The following is a 17,183-nucleotide window of genomic DNA, read 5'->3' on the forward strand; positions in this document are numbered from 1 at the left end:
GTGGCGCCTTCCCGGAAATCAGGTGGCGTCAGCGGCGGACCACGGGGTTGGACAGCCGTCCGATGCCTTCGATCTCCACCTCGTAGCGGTCACCGGCAGTGACCAGGCCGACGCCGGCCGGCGTGCCGGTCATGATCACGTCACCGGGGAGCAGCGTGAAGGCGTGCGAGACGATGGAGACGAGTTCACGGACGCCGCGGATCATCTGATTGGTGCTGCCATCCTGGCGGAGCTCGCCGTTCAGCCTGCCTTGGATCCGGAGGTCTTCGGTATCGAGCTCGGTTTCGATCCACGGGCCCAGCGGCGCCGACGTGTCGAAGCCCTTCGCGCGGGCCCACTGCAGGTCTGTTTTCTGGACATCGCGGGCTGTGAGGTCGTTCCCGCAGGTGTAGCCGAAGATGACGTCGTCCACCCGGTCTTCGGGGACGTCCTTGCAGATCCTGCCGATAATGACGCACAGCTCGGCTTCGAAAGATACCTCGTCAGAGAATTCCGGCAGCACGATGGGATCGTTGGGGCCTACTACCGAGGTATTGGGCTTCAGGAACAGCAAGGGATGCGCCGGCACTTCGTTACCCAGCTCGGCGGCGTGCTCGGCGAAGTTGCGGCCGACGCCGATCACCTTGCTGCGGGGAATGATGGGGGCCAGGAGCCGGACGTCTTCGAGTTTGTGCTTGACGTGGGTACGCTCCACGCCGTTGAAGAACGGGTCACCGTTGATGACAGTAATTTCCTCACTGCCGGACTCGCCTTCAACAACGCCGTACAGGGGATCAGAATCGACTACAAACCGGGCAATACGCATGGTTCTAACCCTACAGTCTTGAGCTGCGCAGGTAGTGAAGCTGCGCTGCCACGGACATTTCCACGGCCCGCCTCAGGTGGGGTTCGACGTCGGCATACACGATGTCCGCGACGGCGGGCACCTCGGCGTCCGCGCCAAGGCGGTCCAGGGCAGCGCGGATCTGGTCCAGCCGTTCCAGGCGGTGCTGGCGGTAGGCGCGCGCGACGGCCGCCAGCGAAGGAAGCATGGGGCCGTGGGCCGGCAAAACTGTGGCCTCCCCGATGGCTTCGAGCCGGTCCAATGACGTGAGGTAGTCCCCCAGGGTGCCGTCAGGGTAGTCCAGCACGGTGGTGCCGCGGCCAAGAATCGTGTCGCCGGTCAGCACCGAACCGTCTTTACCGTCTTCGGGGAGGCAGAAACACACTGAATCCGAGGTGTGTCCGGGCGTGGCAACCACCTCGATCGCCACCCCGGCGGCCAGGATCGTTTCGCCGTCCTGCAGGGGCTGACCGCCGTGGCAGTGCCGGGGATCCAAGGCGCGGACGGGAGCGCCGGTCAGTTCACGGAGCCGGAGCGAGCCCGCCGTATGGTCGGCGTGCCGGTGCGTCACCAGGATGAGTTCCACCGGACCCCGGCTGGCCAAAGCCTGGAGGTGGCCCTCGTCGGCCGGGCCGGGATCCACCACCACCGAACCAGTGGATCCGGCCGCTGAAATCAGGTACGAATTCGTCCCTTCAAGGCTCATGGGCCCGGGATTGGGGGCCAGGAGGGACATTGCCAGGGCGCTGCCGGGCTGTGTACCGCTGCTCAAGGTGGAGTTCACCGCACCATCTTCGCACCGGGAGCGGAATAACCGGGACACCAATCCGGGTTATGGCTCCTGAACCCACCGTCTACAGAGAGCGTCCAGACACCCATGAGCACCACACCCAAGATTTCCCTGGCCGAACTCCTGGCAGGCGCCGACGCCGCAGGCCATGACCATGCTGCGACGGAGAAGAACAGCGGACTCCAGCACATCCACAACCACGCAACGGGCAGCATCGTCTGGTTCCCCACGTGGAAGAAGTTCCGCGAGACCACTGACTGGAGCGAAACGGTGGAGGGTGTCGCCGAGGATTTCCGTTCCGGTTCAGCTCCTGCGGAAGAGTGGGCCACCGCGTTGCTGGCTGACGACCTGGCCGCACTCCTGGAACGCGCGGCGGCCTCCAGCGACGCGAACATCTTCGTCCAGGACAACCTCACCCACCACCTGACCCGCACCTGGGCCGTGGGCGACGCCGTCGCGAAGGCTGCGGGGAAGGATCTGCCCAGCGGCACCACCACGCCTGCTGTCTTTGCCGGCTACCCCTACGACGTCTACGCGCAGGACGGCGGGGCGTTCGCGACGGCACTCTGGAACGACGTCATCGATGCCCGCCGCAACCGTGCACTGGCTGATGAAGCAGCCCGCAAGGCCCTGAAGCCGGTCTCCCGCAAGGCACTCAAGAACGCCGCCCGAAAGGCCGCCCGCCGCTGATCCTGCTGCTTAGGCCAGGCGGGTCAGCCAGCCGTGGATGTCCGGGACGGTGCCGGTCTGGATACCCAGCAGCTGCTGGCGGATGGCCATGGTGGTCTCCCCCGCCTTGGCGTCTTCGCTGCCGATGAACTCGGTGGCATCCTTTAGCACGCCGATGGGGGTGATGACGGCGGCCGTACCGCACGCGAAGACCTCCGTGATCTCGCCTGAGGCCACTCCGTCACGCCACTCATCCAAGGTGATCTTGCGCTCGGTGACCGCGCGGCCCATGTCCTTGGCCACCTGCATCACGGAGGAGCGTGTGACGCCTTCAAGGATGGTGCCGGTCAGTGCTGGGGTCACCAGCGATCCGTCCTTCATGACGAAGAAGACGTTCATACCGCCGAGTTCCTCGACGGCGTCGTCATTGAACTGGTCCAGGAACAGCACCTGCTTGCAACCGTTGGCTTCGGCTTCCTGCTGGGCGATGAGGGAGGCAGCATAATTGCCGCCGCACTTGGCCGCCCCGGTGCCGCCGCGCCCGGCGCGGGCGTACTCGCGGGAGATCCAGATGGATACAGGCTTCAGTTCCCCACCGAAATAGTTGCCGGCCGGAGATGCGATGACGCGGAAGGACACTTCCCGCGCAGCACGGACACCCAAAAACGCCTCCGTGGCGATCATGAACGGGCGCAGGTAGAGGGCCTCGCCGTCACCGGAAGGGACCCATTCCCTGTCCACTGAAACGAGTTCACGGATGGCACCGAGGAAGTATTCAACGGGAAGCTCCGGCAGGGCGAGCCGGCGGGCAGACTTGTTGAGCCGCGCGGCATTGGCCTCGGGGCGGAACGTCCAGATGGAGCCATCTGCGTGCCGGTATGCCTTGAGCCCTTCGAAGATCTCCTGGCCGTAGTGCAGCACCGCCGCCGACGGGTCCAGGGAGATGGGCCCGTAGGCTTCAATGCGGGGGTTGTGCCAGCCGCCGTCGCCATGTTCGTCGACGCTGTAGTCCACCACCGCGGTGTGGTCGGTGAAGTAATTGCCGAACCCCGGGTTGGCCAGGATTGCTGCACGCTCTTCAGCTGACTTCGGGGTTGCCGAGAGCTGCTGGTTGAATTCGACGCCATGGGCAGTCTGAGTCATGGTTCCTCCACGATCGGCTGCCCTCAGAGGCCGTTCAGCGTTGAACAGCAGGGCAGCATTTGGTGATTCGAAACAAGCTTACGCCCGTTGGCAGCCCCTGCCGGCCGGGCTACAGTGCGGCGGCGATGGCATCCCCAACAGCACTGGTGGAGCGGGCACCGCCGTCGCGGGCTTCGACGTCGGCGATCACCGCCGCCTCGATCTTCCGGGCGGCTTCGGTGTAACCGAGGTGATCCAGCAGGAGTGCGGCGGAAAGGATAGCCGCGGTGGGGTCTGCTTTCTGCTGTCCGGCAATGTCCGGAGCGGACCCATGGACCGGCTCGAACATGGACGGCGCCGTGCGGTCCATGTTGATGTTGCCGGAGGCTGCCAGGCCTATGCCGCCGGTAATCGCTGCGGCCAGGTCAGTGAGGATGTCACCGAAAAGGTTGTCTGTGACGATGACGTCGAAGCGTGCCGGGTCGGTGACCATGAAGATGGTCGCCGCATCAACGTGCAGGTAGTCGTGGGTGACCTCCGGGAATTCCTGCGCCACGGCCTCGACTGTTCGCTTCCACAGGTGGCCTGCATAAACCAGCACATTGTGCTTGTGCACCAGTGTCACGTGCTTGCGGTCGCGGGCGCTGGCGCGGCGGAACGCATCGCGTACCACCCGCTCCACGCCGTGTGCCGTGTTGAGCGAGACCTCGGTGGCCACTTCGTGGGGCGTGCCCGCACGGAGGCTTCCGCCGTTGCCAACGTAGGGCCCCTCGGTACCTTCACGGACCACGATGAAATCGATTTTTCCCGGGTTGGCCAGCGGGCTGCCCACTGTGCCGTACAGCTTCGAGGGCCGCAGGTTCACGTAATGGTCAAGGCTGAAGCGGAGTTTAAGGAGCATCTCCCGCTCGATGACGCCCGAAGGGATCCGCGTATCGCCAGGGGCGGCACCCACCGCGCCGAAGAGGATGGCATCCCTGGTCCGCAGGTCGGCGAGGATCCCGTCCGGAAGTGTCTCGCCGGTGGCCAGCCAGTGCTCGGCGCCGAGCTTGTAGTGCGTCTGCTCGAGCACAACGCCTTCGGCTGCCACAGCCTTTTCAAGGACCTTCAGTGCCTCGGCTATGACTTCCGGGCCGATGCCGTCACCGGGAATGACAGCGAGATTTATCGTCGATGCGCTCATGGTTCCAGCGTAGCCAAGCCATCCACATACTGGTCAAGTCGTCTCACAATTCGAACATAGGGCGCCGCCGCGAGGCTGGTTCATGCGAGCGGGGCTGGTTCAAGCGGCTGGCGATGCGGCCACCACAACATTGGTGCCCCACAGGTCATCCGTGTAGCAGGAGATCAGCACCAGCCGGCCCGGCGTGATTTCCCAGATCGGACTGTCTTTGAGGCTGGACTTCTCGTACGTGGTGACGGAGTCAACCCGGTATTGGACTGCACCGGCGGATGTGACCACCGTGAGGAGGTCGCCGGCGACGGCCTGGGTGCTGAGCCGGTTGAAGGGCGCCTCGTAATCCTGCCAACTGTGACCCACCACGTAGGTGGTGTTCCGGGAATCGGCACCAGGCATACCGTACGGCGTCAGCCAGTATCCATCCATCGTGGCAGGCGGGACGATGGTCTGGTCAACCACGCCGGAGGTGGCCGGCTCGAGCGGCAGTATCGGAACGTCAATTTCTGCTGCGGGATAAATGAGACGCTCCGGCGGGGCCGCAGGTGGACCCGAAAATACGGGAACCTGCGGTGTTCCGGCGGCAGGCGTTGCAGGCGCCGCCTGCACAGTTGCCAGCGCCAAGGCTGAGGCGGCAGGCCGGGGATCCTCCAGCGGAGCGTTGTGCTGTCCCGCGTCACCGGCCATGGGCAGGATCGTGAAGGCAAGAAATGCCAGGACACCGCACACGAGCACGGCGGCCAGGGCTTTGCGGGCATGGCCAATGCGCAGGGACCATGCACCCTTCGGGCACGGCTCCTGCGCATCGGTTCGCCCAGTAACTGGCTGTTCGTCAGTCAACTGCGTTCTCCAGGCGTTTGAGCTGACTCCTGTTACTCGGTACGCGCCCTCCGTACTGCAATGACCATGCCGGCCAGCAGCATGGCTGCCAGTCCACCGAACCACGGAGGAACACCAGCTCCCGGGTCAGTGACTGCAGTCTGGACGTTGAAGCCCGGGTTGTTGGCAACCACAGCTCCGGGTCCCGCAACTGCCCCGCCCGGAGCCGGCGTCACCGCACCGGGCACCACCGGTGTAACTCCTGGCGGTGTCACAGCTCCACCAGGTGTCTCACCGGGCGGCACAACTGGCGGGACTACCTCGGGCACATCGGCTGCCTTGCAGTCGTTGTTGTAGATAGCCTTGCCATGATCCGTCCAGTTCTGTCCCTCAGGCTTCACGTCACCCTTGTTCGGCGGGATGATGTCCTCGGTGTGCTGGTGGTTGGCATTGGCGTGGCCATTGAGCCCGTGCAGGTCAATGGTTACCACCACGTAGGGGTTCTTCTCGGACCCGGTGGCGTGGCAGATGGTGATTTTTTCGTGGTCATCGTTCCCGTGGCCGCCCCCGCCGGGAGGTTTGACCGCTCCACCGGGCTTCACGCAGCCGGCGTTCCACCAGTCCACCTTGTCCAGGTTGCTGCCATCCTTCAGGACGGAGTTCCTCGGGATAATGTCTTCCGAGAGCTGGTGGTTGGCGTTACCGTGGCCGTGGAGGCCGTTGACGTTCATGGTGATCTGAACGTAAGGGTTGGTTGATGAGCCCGTGGCATGGCAGATGGTGACCATTTCGCCACCACCGCCCGGGGATTCCGTTGGGGATGCGTTTGCTGCGGCTGAGGTACCCAGCAGGGCCAGGCTTGTCGCCCCTAGTACGGCAAGGATCCGTTTCATTTCCGTCTCCATTCAGTGTCTGAACCAAACTGATCAGACATGTGGAAAAACGGCGCCCCGACGCAAGGGCGAAAATGGCAAACAGACAGCATCGGAGCGACGGTTCTCCCAGATGCGAATCATCAGTTTGCTAACCCCATAAGGCTATGCAGGGGCAGCACCTGTGTCCCGAGTACCCGCTACCCGCATTCCGGAGCAATCCGTACTGGCCCTCACCGGACCGTACTCACTCCGCGTACCAAACAAGCACTCCCGTAAGAACTACCTAAGCTTCGGCCGGTTCCTCGTACTTGGGGAACACGGGGGCAGGTGCCGGCAGGGCGGTCCCCGGAACGATCGGCGTCGTGAGCGCCGAGAACTGGCGTGCCCCGCCGTCGGGCTGGCCGAGCGTATCCAGCAGGGCAGCAGTTGCGGTGGGCATCACCGGCTGCGCCAGGATCGAGACTATCCGCAGCACCTCGAGGGTCACGTACAGCACCGTGTTCATGCGTTCGACGTCGGTCTTCCGCAGGACCCAGGGGGCCTGCTCGGCAAAGTAGGCGTTGGTGTCCCCCAGGACGCCCCAGATCGCCTCGAGGGCGCGGCTGAATTCCTGCTTCCCGAAGGCAGCCCTGGCAGTCTCCAGCAACCCGCCCGCCTGCGCCAGGATGGCGGTGTCCTCAGCGGTGAAAGTGCCCGGTACCGGGACCACGCCGCCGCAGTTTTTCGCCACCATGGACAGCGATCGCTGCGCCAGGTTCCCGAAGTTATTGGCCAGGTCTGAGTTCATGCGCCCCACGATTGCCTCGTGGTTGTAGCTGCCGTCCGCGCCGAAAGGGACCTCGCGAAGGAAGAAGAACCGCACCTGGTCAAGGCCGTACTGCTCCACGAAATCGGCCGGAGCCACCACATTGCCCAGGGACTTGGACATCTTCACGCCGTTGTTGTTAAGGAAACCGTGAATCATGACCCGCTTGGGCAGCTCGATTCCGGCACTCATCAAAAACGCGGGCCAGTAGATGGCGTGGAAGCGCGAGATGTCCTTGCCGATGATGTGGACGTCGGCGGGCCAGTACTTTTTGAACTGGCCGGATTCCACGTTCGGGTAGCCAACACCTGTCAGGTAATTGGTCAGCGCGTCCACCCACACGTACATGACGTGTTTGTCGTTGCCGGGAACCGGAACGCCCCAGTCGAAGGTGGTGCGGCTGATGGACAGATCCTCAAGGCCGCGCTTGACGAAGCTGATGACCTCGTTGAAGCGGTACTGCGGGGCACCGAATTCAGGCTGGGCTTCGTAGAGCGCCAGGAGCCGGTCCTGGTAGGAGGACAGCCGGAAGAAGTAACTCTCCTCGGCGGTCCAGGTGACCTCGGTGTCCGTTTCCTTCGAATAGCGCACGCCGTCGTCCTTGACCACGGTGTCGTCCTCGACGTAGAAAGCTTCATCCCGGACGGAGTACCAGCCCTCATATTTGGACAGGTAGATATCCCCGTTGGCTTCCATCTTTTTCCAGATGGCCTGCGACGCCGCGTAGTGGTCAGCGTCCGTGGTCCGGATGAACCTGCTGTAGGTAATGCCGAGCGCGGCGTGGGCACCCTTGTAGACCTCCGCATTGCGGTCCACGAGTTCCTTGGGCGTGATGCCTTCTTTTTCGGCCGCCTGGGCGATCTTCATGCCGTGCTCGTCCGTGCCCGTCAGGAACATCACGTCGAAGCCGTCGAGCCGTTTGAAGCGCGCCATGGCGTCGGCGGCTATGTACTCGTAGGCGTGCCCGATGTGCGGCACCCCGTTGGGGTAGGTGATGGCCGTGGTGATGTAGAACGGGGTTTTCTCTGGAGCGCTCACGTGCGGACGGTACCTTTGGTGCGGAGGGACAGGCTAGATCAGTTCAGTCAGCGTATCGCTCAGGCGGACCAGTTCGTGGTCATGTGAAGCGACCAGCACTGCGATTCCGTCTGAGGTGGTGTCCTTGAGAATGCTGATGATGCGGTTGGCGGAGGCCCGGTCAAGGCTGGCGGTGGGCTCATCCACCACGAGGACGCGCGTACCCAGGATCAGGGCACGGGCGATCGCGACGCGCTGGCGCTCACCGCCGGAGAGCTGGGCCGGCCGGTGCCGCATGCGGCGGCCCAGTCCAACCAGGTCCAGGAGGTCCTTGGCCATATCGCGGCGCTGGTCAACTTCACCGTCCGGGACGGCCGGCAGCAGGACGTTCTCCAGCGCGCTCATGCCGTCGATCAGGGCACCGCCCTGGTCCACGTATCCGATCAGTGCCCGACGGCGGTCGGCGATTTCGTCGTCGCCCATGCTTTCGAGGGAGTCACCCTCCCAAAAGACGCGGCCCGATGTCGGCAGCGTCAGACCCGCGCCGACGGTCAGGATGCTGGTCTTGCCGGAGCCGCTTCGGCCCGCCACACAGTGCATCTCGCCGGCGTGCAGGGTCAGGTCGAAACCCTCGACAACGCTGACCGCCTCGGCTCCGCCTTTGCCGCCGCCGTAGCGGATGGTGATGTCGCTCAGCTCCAGCGGCGTGCCGTGGTCCGCTGATTTGACGATGGTGTTGGCGCGGGTCTGCAGCGGCACCTCAACCGAGCCGGACCTCCGGCTCCGGTGAACATTCGTCTCGTTTGTCATTGGACCACTTTCGTTGCAATCGGTATCCAGCAAAGTACAGCCACCAGGCCGGCGACTCCGGCCCACAGCGCGGCATAGGGGGCAAGGAGCAGCCCGATGCCCAACGCCCCGAGGACGCCCAGCGGCAGGGCAACCGTGCCCACGAGCGCGTTTTCGAACAAACGGACCTGACGGAGCATATCCGGGTTCCAGCCCATGGCTTCGAGGATGCCCAGGTACTGGCGTTTGGCGTTCAGCTCAAACCGGCCGGTGACCAGCGTCAGGATCAGCCCCACCAGTACCCCGGCCAGGGCCAGCAGCATGCTGGGCAGGGCGATGCTGGCCGCGGCCAGGCCGCTGAGCGCACTCGCGCCCGCTGCCCGCGGGATGTCGATCAGGAGTGCCACGAGGCCACCGACCGCTGCACCGAACACGCCCACGGCCACGGCCAGGGCCAGGCTGTTGAATTTGTTGGTGCTGAGCTGCCGGTTGGCGAAGGTCAACGGTGAGTCGACCGGGATCAGCCGTTCGTCATGCTGTGGTTCCTGGTCCACCACGTCCCTGTGGCGCAGCTGCTGGGCGGCGAAGAACGCCGCCGCAGCGTAGAGGACCAGCACGGAAGCGGAAACGATGGCGGTGACCAGGCTCCAGCTCACAACGCTCAGGACGATGCCGGCGACTGCCAGCAGGGCCGCGCCAACACCGAATTCCTCAAGTACCCAGTTCCGGATTTTCCGCTGGGTCCAGCCCATGGCCCGCAGCGTGCCCGCCTCGCGTTTACGCTTGCGGATGTAGCTGACCGTGGATGCTCCGGTGAGGAGGGCCGCGCCGCAGAGTGTCAGGAACAGCAGCGTGACATTGGTGCCGGTCAAGGAACCGGAGACGGCGTCGGCAGCGTTCTGCCTCACCCATGACTGCTGGACAGTACCCAGCGCGGATTCCTTGCCGGCACCGTCCTTGGAGTAGCCGGGGACAAAGATGCTTGCGTCCTCGCGTGCCGAACCGGCCACCACAGTGGCCTCGAGACCCATTTCACGGATCTCGCCGGCAAGCTCTTCCACGTCAGGCTGGGCTTCCTTCCAGCTGCCGGGCGCCTTGGCCCGGACACGGACGGCATCGATCACTGCGGCGTTGTCCTCATAGCCACGTGCTGCGGCGAGGCCGTAGTAATCCGTGATGGCGCCGGCTGACTGGCTCGCCAGACCGGTGGCACTGAGGGAAGGCTTCAGTTCAGTGCTGGTGACCGCCTTGCCCTCGGCGTCCTTGGTAAGGGTCAGCGGTGTGGGGTCGTAACCACCCAGCGGGAGCCGGTTGACGTCTCCTGCGGCCTGCCCGACGGCGGAGGGATCGAAGGTTCCGTAAACCATGGCCAGCGGTGCCGCGAGCTTCTCACCGGTTTCCAGGTCTTCCCGGTAAGAACGTTCGTCCACGGGTTCGCGCTGGGTCTGGTCCACCGGTGCGCCGTTGGCGCCCTTTTCCGGCAGGCGGTTGACCGTGACCCAGTCACCCGGAACGGCGGTCTTTTCGACTGCCCCGTTCGCTGCGGCGTCGCCGTCGGTGTACTGCGGCGCCGCGGCAAAGTCCGTGCTCCAGGTGGCCGGAGTGTAAAGGCCCTGGTTGAAGTTGCCGGCGCTGCCGAGGAGGCCGGAATGATCGGTGGAGCCGGGCCAGGACAGAGCGAAGGGATCCTTGGACACGAAGGGCAGGTAGTCGTTGCCCAGGGAGCGCGATGCCGTGCCGACTTCCTTCACCACCTTCCCGGCGGCGTCGATCTCCTCGATCTTGACGTTGTACTTGAGGTCCAGTGAAGTGCCGGACCGGACAATCAGGGGAATCGCCTGTGAGTCGGCCGTGAGCTGACCGTTGCGCTTCGCCTGCTGATACTGGGTCATCAGCGGTGCCCAGTACTTCAGCTTGACGCCGAGGAAGTCGGGGCCTTCCTCAAGCTCGTCCATGCTGATGCCGTTGGTGAAAAGGCTTTCGAAGTGCCGGCCGATAGCACCGGCGTTGCGGGCGTCGGCGGGCGGGGCCTTCTCAAGCGGTGCGAGGAAGTCCCCTGCCGCACCAAGCAGCGCCCGTTCGGAGACGGGGTCGACGGCGACCACTGACTCCGTCACTTCGGGCGAGAGCGGCAGGGAGACCGAGAGGTTGAAGAGGTTGTGTTCGGAACCGCCGGCAGGCGCGGGGAACTTGATGCCTGTCTCGCCCGCGGGAGCGGCGATCCGGATGCTGGTGCCGCCAACGGACTGCTCTTCGACGAGGCGGGCCTTGCCGAGGGTGCCCTCGGCGCTGGACTTGAACAGGGTCTGCTCGGAGACGCCGTCCGTGCTCACGGCGCTGGCGGTCAGCCGGTACTTCTTGGCGGCGTCGGTCAGTACGGACTCAGCTGCGGGCCATTTCGCGGGCTCGGTGGCCCCGGCAGCCTGATCGGTGGTGGCGGTACCGGCCAGGCCGGAGTTGTAGCCGAGGTAGTCCATGGCGTCGAGCCGTGGGGCTTCCAGGTTCTGGGTCACGCGTGAAACAAGGCTGATCGGGGCTGCAACCGAGGTTCCGGTGAGCTTCCGGATGGCTTCGAGCTGGTCAAAGCTGATCCCGCCCCCGCCGTTCGCGATCTCCGGCTGCATCAGCGCGCCGGAGCCTGCCGTGGCCTGCACGAGGACGTCGTAGAGCCCCCGCGAGTTCTCATCCACCGTCCTGTTAAGTGCGGCCTGAGACTGGCCTTGGACGAGGACCGACAAGCACATGGCTGCGATCAAGATGGCCGCGGTCAGCAGCAGCACTTTGCTTCTGATGAACCTCTGGACGGCGTTCATTGAGCTCCCTGAAACCTGGATTGCGTGCGCACACATGAGTCTGCCCCGAGACGGGCAGCGGCGATTAGCCGGTTAGTGTGCGAAAGGTGATGGCCGGCCTGCCGGCTGGGCCCGGACCGGGACCCAACCACTTTAAGCAGACCGGCCAATCATACGTGGCTCGATGCGGACGCGCCCAAGCGGGGCGTGCCGCCCGGCGTTTCTTAGTCCTCGAGGTCCACTTCGCGGACCATCTCGGCGCCGATGCCTGCCTTGATGGCATCCAGTACCTGCTGGGGAACGGAGCTGTCGATGGTGAGCAGGGCGAGCACCTGGCCGCCCTCGTCCTGGCGCGCCACCTGCATGCCGGCAATGTTGATGTTGTTCATGCCGAGGATGTGACCGATGGTTCCGATCACACCCGGCCTGTCGGCGTAGGAAACAACAACGAGGTGTTCGCTGATGGGGATTTCGAGCTCGAAGCCATTGATTCCCACCAGCTTCTGGACCTGCTTGGGTCCTGTCAGGGTGCCGGCGACGGAAATCTGCGTGCCGTCGCTGAGGGCTCCGCGCAGGGTGAGGAGGTTGCGGTAGGACTCCGTGTCCGGGGTGGTGATCAGGCGGACGTTGATGCCGCGCTGCTCGGCGATGACCGGGGCGTTGACGTAGGAGACCTGTTCGGTCACGACGTCAGCGAAGATCCCCTTCAGTGCTGCGAGCTCGAGCACCTTGACGTCAAGGGACGAGATTTCCCCGGCCACCTCGACGTCGAACTGGGTCAGGGAAGCGTGGGTCAGCGCGGTGAAGATGCGTCCCAGCTTTTCGATCAGCGGAATGCCGGGGCGGACGTCGGGGGCGATCACGCCGCCGGCCACGTTCACTGCATCCGGAACGAGTTCGCCGGCCAGTGCCAGGCGCACGGATTTGGCGACTGAGACGCCGGCCTTTTCCTGGGCCTCATCGGTGGACGCGCCGAGGTGCGGGGTGACCACCACGTTGTCCAGCTTGAAGAACGGCAGGTCCGTGCTGGGCTCTTTGGAGAAGACGTCAACGCCGGCACCTGCGATCTCGCGGTCCTGGAGGGCTGTAAAGAGTGCTTCTTCGTCCACCAGGCCGCCACGGGCCACATTGATGACGTACGCGGAGCTCTTCATCTTCTTGAAGGCGTCAGCGCCGAGCATGCCAACGGTTTCGGGGGTCTTGGGCATGTGGATGGTGATGAAGTCCGACTGGGCGAGGAGCTCGTCCAACGTCACCAGCTGCACGCCGAGCTGCGCTGCGCGGGCTGACGTGATGTAGGGATCGTAGGCGAGGATCTTGGTGTCGAAACCCTTAAGCCGGGCGGCAACCAGGGCGCCGATCCTGCCGAGGCCGATGATGCCGATCTTCTTCTCGAACAATTCGATGCCCGTGTACTTGGAGCGCTTCCACTCGCCGTCCTTGAGCGCTGAGCTTGCCTGCGGAATGTGGCGGGCAAGGCTGAGGATGTGGCCAACGGTCAGTTCCGCCGCCGAGATGATGTTCGACGTCGGGGCGTTGACCACCATAACGCCGGCCTGGGTGGCGGCCTTGATGTCAACGTTGTCCAGGCCAACGCCGGCACGGGCGATGACCTTGAGGTTCTTGGCTGCGGCAATGGCTTCGGCATCCACCTGGGTGGCAGAGCGGACCAGGATGGCGTCCACGTCCGCGATGGCGGCGAGCAGCTGGGACCGGTCGGCGCCGTCGGTCTGGCGGATCTCGAAGTCCGGGCCCAGGGCCTCAATGGTGGCGGGCGAAAGTTCTTCGGCGAGCAGTACTACGGGTTTTGACACGGCTGATCCTCTGCGTTGCAGTCCTTGGGATGGAACAAGTCTAGGCCGACGGAAAGGCCGGGCTCACATTGTTAAGTGTGAACCCGGCCTCTCTGTCGTTATATGCAGGGCTTCCCTGAGGTCCGCCCGGCGGTTGTCCTAGCGGGCTACGGAGCCTTCGGTGTAGTCGTCGCTGGTCTTGATCCAGGAGAACAGCTTGCGCAGTTCGCGGCCGGTGGCCTCGATCGGGTGGTCTTCACCCTTCTTGCGCAGTGCGGCGAACTCGGGTCCGCCGGCGTCCTGGTCGTCGATGAAGCGCTTTGCGAAGGTGCCGTCCTGGATGTCCTTCAGGACAGCCTTCATGTTTTCCTTCACCTCGGGGGTGATGACGCGCGGGCCGGAGACGTAGTCGCCGTATTCGGCGGTGTCCGAGACACTCCAGCGCTGCTTGGCGATGCCGCCTTCCACCATGAGGTCAACGATGAGCTTGAGCTCGTGCAGGACCTCGAAGTAGGCAACCTCCGGCTTGTAGCCGGCCTCGGTGAGGGTTTCGAAGCCGTACTGGATCAGCTGCGAAGCGCCGCCGCAGAGGACAGCCTGCTCGCCGAAGAGGTCGGTTTCAGTCTCTTCGGTGAAGGTGGTTTCGATGACGCCTGCACGGGTGCCGCCAATGGCCTTGGCGTAGGACAATGCCAGTTCCCGGGCCTTGCCGGAAGCGTTCTGCTCCACGGCGATAAGGTCGGGGACGCCGCGGCCGGCTTCGAATTCGCGGCGGACAATGTGGCCCGGGCCCTTGGGGGCTACGAGGGCTACGTCCACGTCTGCCGGCGGCTGGATGTAGCCGTAGCGGATGTTGAAGCCGTGGCCGAAGAACAGGGCGTCGCCGGCCTGCAGGTTGGGGGCAATGTCGTCGGCGTAAACGTGGCGCTGGACCTGGTCCGGGGTGAGGACCATGATGAGGTCGGCCTCGGCAACGGCTTCGGCGACATTGAGGACGCGCAGGCCCTCGGCTTCTGCCTTGGCACGGGACTTGGAGCCTTCCTTGAGGCCGACGCGGACGTCGACGCCGGAGTCGCGCAGGCTCAGGGCGTGGGCGTGGCCCTGGGATCCGTAACCGATGACGGCAACGGTGCGGCCCTGGATGATCGACAGGTCGGCGTCGTCGTCGTAGAACATTTCAGTCACTTTGGGTGTCTCCTTTTGAGTGGATTCTCGGGTCTAACAGTCTGTTGTGTTGCGGTACTGCACGGGCTGTGTGCTGCGCTAGGCGCTGCGCAAAGCCCTGTCACTCATGGAGCGGGATCCCCGTCCAACGGCCAGGGTGCCGGACTGCACAATTTCGCGGATGCCGAATGGCTCAAGCACTGAGAGCAGAGCGGTGAGCTTTTCGGGGTGGCCTGTTGCCTCAATGACTACTGAGTCTGTGGAGACGTCAACCACTGAAGCGCGGAACAGGTCTGCAGCCTGGGTCACCTGCAGACGTGTTGCGGCATCCGCACGTACCTTGACCAGGATGTGGTCTCGCTGTACGGAAGATTCGGGGGTCAGCTCAACGATCTTGATCACGTTGACCAGTTTGTTGAGCTGCTTGGTGACCTGTTCAATGAGGTCACCGTCGGCGTCGACGACGACGGTCATCCGGGACATTCCCGGAACTTCCGTCGGGCCGACGGCCAGGGAGTTGATGTTAAAGGCACGGCGGGCGAACAGGCTCGCAACGCGGGTCAGTACGCCGGGCTTGTCTTCGACCAGAACGGACAGTGTGTGGCGGCTCATGATCAGTCCTCCTCTTCCCATTCCGGGGTCATGTTACGGGCAACCTGGATCTGGTCATTGCTGACGCCGGCGGGCACCATCGGCCACACCATGGAGTCGGGGCTCACCACAAAATCGATGACCACAGGGCGGTCGTTGATTTCGAGGGCTTTCTGGATGGTGGCGTCAATGTCCTCGTCACGCTCACACCGGAACGAAGCACAGCCGTAGGCCTCGCCAAGCTTGACGAAGTCAGGGATCCGGACTGTTTCATGGCCGGTGTTGAGGTCCGTGTTGGAGTAGCGGCCCTCGTAGAAGAGGGTCTGCCACTGCCGGACCATTCCCAGCGAGGAGTTGTTGATGATGGCAACCTTGATGGGAATCTTGTTGATGGCGCAGGTGGCCAGTTCCTGGTTGGTCATCTGGAAGCAGCCGTCGCCGTCAATGGCCCAGACCACGCGGTCCGGCTCCCCCACCTTGGCACCCATGGCCGCGGGAACCGCGTAGCCCATGGTGCCGGCACCGCCCGAGTTGAGCCAGGCGTGCGGGCGCTCGTACTTGATGAACTGGGCGGCCCACATCTGGTGCTGGCCCACACCGGCAACGTAGATGCCTTCCGGCCCGGTCAGGGCACCGATGCGTTCGATAACGCGCTGCGGCGCCGTCAGTCCGTCATCCGGCTCGGTCCAGCCCAGCGGGTAGGTTTCCTTCAGGTTGTTCAGGAAGGCCCACCACGTGGTGAGGTCCGGCGTGCCGGCTGCCTCGAACTGCTGGCGGACGGCTTCGGTGAGCTCGGGAATGATTTCCTTGACCGATCCGACGATCGGCACGTCCGCTGTCCGGTTCTTGGAGATTTCGGCGGGATCAATGTCCGCGTGGATCACCTTGGCGTTCGGTGCGAAGGATTTCAGGATGCCGGTCACGCGGTCATCGAAGCGGGCTCCGAGGGTGATCAGGAGGTCCGACTGCTGCAGCGCCGTAACCGCCGAAACGGTTCCGTGCATGCCCGGCATACCCACGTGCTGCGGGTGGGAGTCCGGGAACACGCCGCGTGCCATCAGGGTGGTGACCACGGGCGCGCCGGTGAGTTCCGCGAGTTCCCGCAGTTCCACGGAGGCATGGGCTTTGACCACGCCGCCGCCCACGTACAGGACCGGCTTGCTGGCCGCCGCGATCAGTTTGGCTGCCTCACGGACCTGCTTGTTGTGTCCACGGGTGACCGGGCGGTAGCCGGGAAGGTCGATCTTCGGTGGCCAGGAGAAGGTCATCTGCCCCTGCTGGGCGTCCTTCGCCACGTCCACCAGCACGGGGCCGGGACGTCCGGTGGAAGCCAGGTGGAAGGCCTCCGCCATGACATGCGGGATGTCATTGGGGTTGGTCACCAGGAACGAATGCTTGGTGATGGGCATGGTGATGCCCACGATGTCGGCTTCCTGAAAGGCGTCGGTGCCGATCACTCCACTGGAGACCTGGCCGGTGATGGCCACCAGCGGAACGGAATCCATGTGGGCATCCATGATGGCGGTGACGAGGTTGGTGGCACCTGGGCCGGAGGTGGCGATGCAGACGCCCACCCGTCCGGTAACCATGGCATAGCCTTGCGCGGCGTGGCCGGCTCCCTGTTCGTGACGGACCAATACGTGGTTCATGTTGGAGGCCATCAAGGGGTCATAGGTAGGCAGGATCGCGCCACCGGGCAAACCAAAAATATCGTCGACGCCGAGTTCTTCGAGCGAGCGGACAATAGCTTCTGAACCGGTCATCACCGTCGGGGGTACAACGTTGTTCGGTCCAAGGACAGGAGAGAGCGCGGCAAGTTCGACGACGGCGTCAGCCGTTCGGTCGGTACGGTCCGGAGCCTTGGGGGCTCCAGCGGACTTTGTAGCCATCAGCGAGGGGCTGATTGGCGATCCTTTGCTCATCGGACTCTTCCTTGTGGATCATCTGTGGTTCTGTC

14 protein-coding genes are annotated in these 17,183 nt (G+C 64.3%); 1 reads left to right on the plus strand and 13 read right to left on the minus strand.

Annotated features, from left to right (window positions below; genetic code table 11):
- Positions 1-28: 28 nt before the first annotated feature.
- Entirely contained in the window at positions 29-805 is a 777-nt protein-coding gene (locus ACP7AX_RS02950; RefSeq protein WP_131682546.1) for a fumarylacetoacetate hydrolase family protein, read from the minus strand.
- A gap of 10 nt (positions 806-815) precedes the next feature.
- Positions 816-1,559, minus strand: coding sequence for an MBL fold metallo-hydrolase (locus ACP7AX_RS02955; protein WP_131682972.1), 744 nt, complete (start codon positions 1,557-1,559; stop codon positions 816-818).
- Between the two features lie 141 nt (positions 1,560-1,700).
- Between ACP7AX_RS02955 and ACP7AX_RS02960 the strand changes: the two genes are divergently transcribed.
- The gene (locus ACP7AX_RS02960) at positions 1,701-2,303 is read left to right on the plus strand and encodes a hypothetical protein (protein WP_131682547.1); all 603 of its coding nucleotides are present in this window, start codon (positions 1,701-1,703) and stop codon (positions 2,301-2,303) included.
- A gap of 9 nt (positions 2,304-2,312) precedes the next feature.
- Here the strand turns inward: ACP7AX_RS02960 and ACP7AX_RS02965 are convergent, their stop codons facing one another.
- The 11 genes from ACP7AX_RS02965 to ACP7AX_RS03015 form a co-directional block, all read right to left on the minus strand.
- Positions 2,313-3,425: a branched-chain amino acid aminotransferase gene (locus tag ACP7AX_RS02965; RefSeq protein ID WP_131682548.1), complete on the minus strand. Its 1,113-nt coding sequence runs from the start codon at positions 3,423-3,425 to the stop codon at positions 2,313-2,315.
- A 109-nt stretch (positions 3,426-3,534) separates the two neighbouring features.
- Complete coding sequence (locus ACP7AX_RS02970) at positions 3,535-4,587, minus strand: 3-isopropylmalate dehydrogenase (RefSeq protein ID WP_131682549.1); 1,053 nt, start codon at positions 4,585-4,587, stop codon at positions 3,535-3,537.
- 99 nt (positions 4,588-4,686) lie between these two features.
- Positions 4,687-5,421 (minus strand): class F sortase, encoded by a 735-nt coding sequence (locus ACP7AX_RS02975; protein ID WP_426225343.1) that lies wholly within the window; start codon positions 5,419-5,421, stop codon positions 4,687-4,689.
- A 32-nt stretch (positions 5,422-5,453) separates the two neighbouring features.
- On the minus strand, positions 5,454-6,293 hold the full coding sequence (locus ACP7AX_RS02980; RefSeq protein ID WP_131682550.1) for a hypothetical protein: 840 nt from the start codon (positions 6,291-6,293) through the stop codon (positions 5,454-5,456).
- Between the two features lie 265 nt (positions 6,294-6,558).
- On the minus strand, positions 6,559-8,118 hold the full coding sequence (metG, locus tag ACP7AX_RS02985; protein WP_426225344.1) for a methionine--tRNA ligase: 1,560 nt from the start codon (positions 8,116-8,118) through the stop codon (positions 6,559-6,561).
- Positions 8,119-8,151: 33 nt separating this feature from the next.
- Positions 8,152-8,907, minus strand: coding sequence for an ATP-binding cassette domain-containing protein (locus tag ACP7AX_RS02990; protein WP_131682552.1), 756 nt, complete (start codon positions 8,905-8,907; stop codon positions 8,152-8,154).
- On the minus strand, positions 8,904-11,699 hold the full coding sequence (locus tag ACP7AX_RS02995) for an ABC transporter permease (protein WP_426225345.1): 2,796 nt from the start codon (positions 11,697-11,699) through the stop codon (positions 8,904-8,906). Before ACP7AX_RS02995 ends, ACP7AX_RS02990 begins: the two co-directional genes overlap by 4 nt.
- Positions 11,700-11,902: 203 nt before the next feature.
- Positions 11,903-13,492, minus strand: a complete 1,590-nt coding sequence (gene serA, locus ACP7AX_RS03000) for a phosphoglycerate dehydrogenase (RefSeq protein WP_131682554.1) — start codon at positions 13,490-13,492, stop codon at positions 11,903-11,905.
- A gap of 138 nt (positions 13,493-13,630) precedes the next feature.
- Complete coding sequence (gene ilvC, locus ACP7AX_RS03005) at positions 13,631-14,656, minus strand: ketol-acid reductoisomerase (protein WP_131682555.1); 1,026 nt, start codon at positions 14,654-14,656, stop codon at positions 13,631-13,633.
- Positions 14,657-14,734: 78 nt separating this feature from the next.
- Positions 14,735-15,247 carry an acetolactate synthase small subunit gene (gene ilvN / locus ACP7AX_RS03010; protein ID WP_131682556.1) on the minus strand — a complete coding sequence of 171 codons (513 nt, stop codon included), beginning with the start codon at positions 15,245-15,247 and terminating at the stop codon, positions 14,735-14,737.
- A 2-nt stretch (positions 15,248-15,249) separates the two neighbouring features.
- On the minus strand, positions 15,250-17,148 hold the full coding sequence (locus ACP7AX_RS03015; RefSeq protein ID WP_131682557.1) for an acetolactate synthase large subunit: 1,899 nt from the start codon (positions 17,146-17,148) through the stop codon (positions 15,250-15,252).
- Between the last annotated feature and the right edge of the window lie 35 nt (positions 17,149-17,183).

The sequence above is a fragment of the Pseudarthrobacter sp. DSP2-3-2b1 genome, assembly GCF_049895945.1.
Taxonomy (GTDB): domain Bacteria; phylum Actinomycetota; class Actinomycetes; order Actinomycetales; family Micrococcaceae; genus Arthrobacter.

What these genes read in the sequence shown, in the direction of transcription:
- ACP7AX_RS02950 (WP_131682546.1), bottom strand. Translation starts at nt 805, where the DNA reads ATGCGTATTGCCCGGTTTGTAGTCGATTCTGATCCCCTGTACGGCGTT.
- ACP7AX_RS02955 (WP_131682972.1), bottom strand. Translation starts at nt 1,559, where the DNA reads ATGTCCCTCCTGGCCCCCAATCCCGGGCCCATGAGCCTTGAAGGGACG.
- ACP7AX_RS02960 (WP_131682547.1), top strand. Translation starts at nt 1,701, where the DNA reads ATGAGCACCACACCCAAGATTTCCCTGGCCGAACTCCTGGCAGGCGCC.
- ACP7AX_RS02965 (WP_131682548.1), bottom strand. Translation starts at nt 3,425, where the DNA reads ATGACTCAGACTGCCCATGGCGTCGAATTCAACCAGCAGCTCTCGGCA.
- ACP7AX_RS02970 (WP_131682549.1), bottom strand. Translation starts at nt 4,587, where the DNA reads ATGAGCGCATCGACGATAAATCTCGCTGTCATTCCCGGTGACGGCATC.
- ACP7AX_RS02980 (WP_131682550.1), bottom strand. Translation starts at nt 6,293, where the DNA reads ATGAAACGGATCCTTGCCGTACTAGGGGCGACAAGCCTGGCCCTGCTG.
- ACP7AX_RS02990 (WP_131682552.1), bottom strand. Translation starts at nt 8,907, where the DNA reads ATGACAAACGAGACGAATGTTCACCGGAGCCGGAGGTCCGGCTCGGTT.
- ACP7AX_RS02995 (WP_426225345.1), bottom strand. Translation starts at nt 11,699, where the DNA reads ATGAACGCCGTCCAGAGGTTCATCAGAAGCAAAGTGCTGCTGCTGACC.
- ilvN (WP_131682556.1), bottom strand. Translation starts at nt 15,247, where the DNA reads ATGAGCCGCCACACACTGTCCGTTCTGGTCGAAGACAAGCCCGGCGTA.
- ACP7AX_RS03015 (WP_131682557.1), bottom strand. Translation starts at nt 17,148, where the DNA reads ATGAGCAAAGGATCGCCAATCAGCCCCTCGCTGATGGCTACAAAGTCC.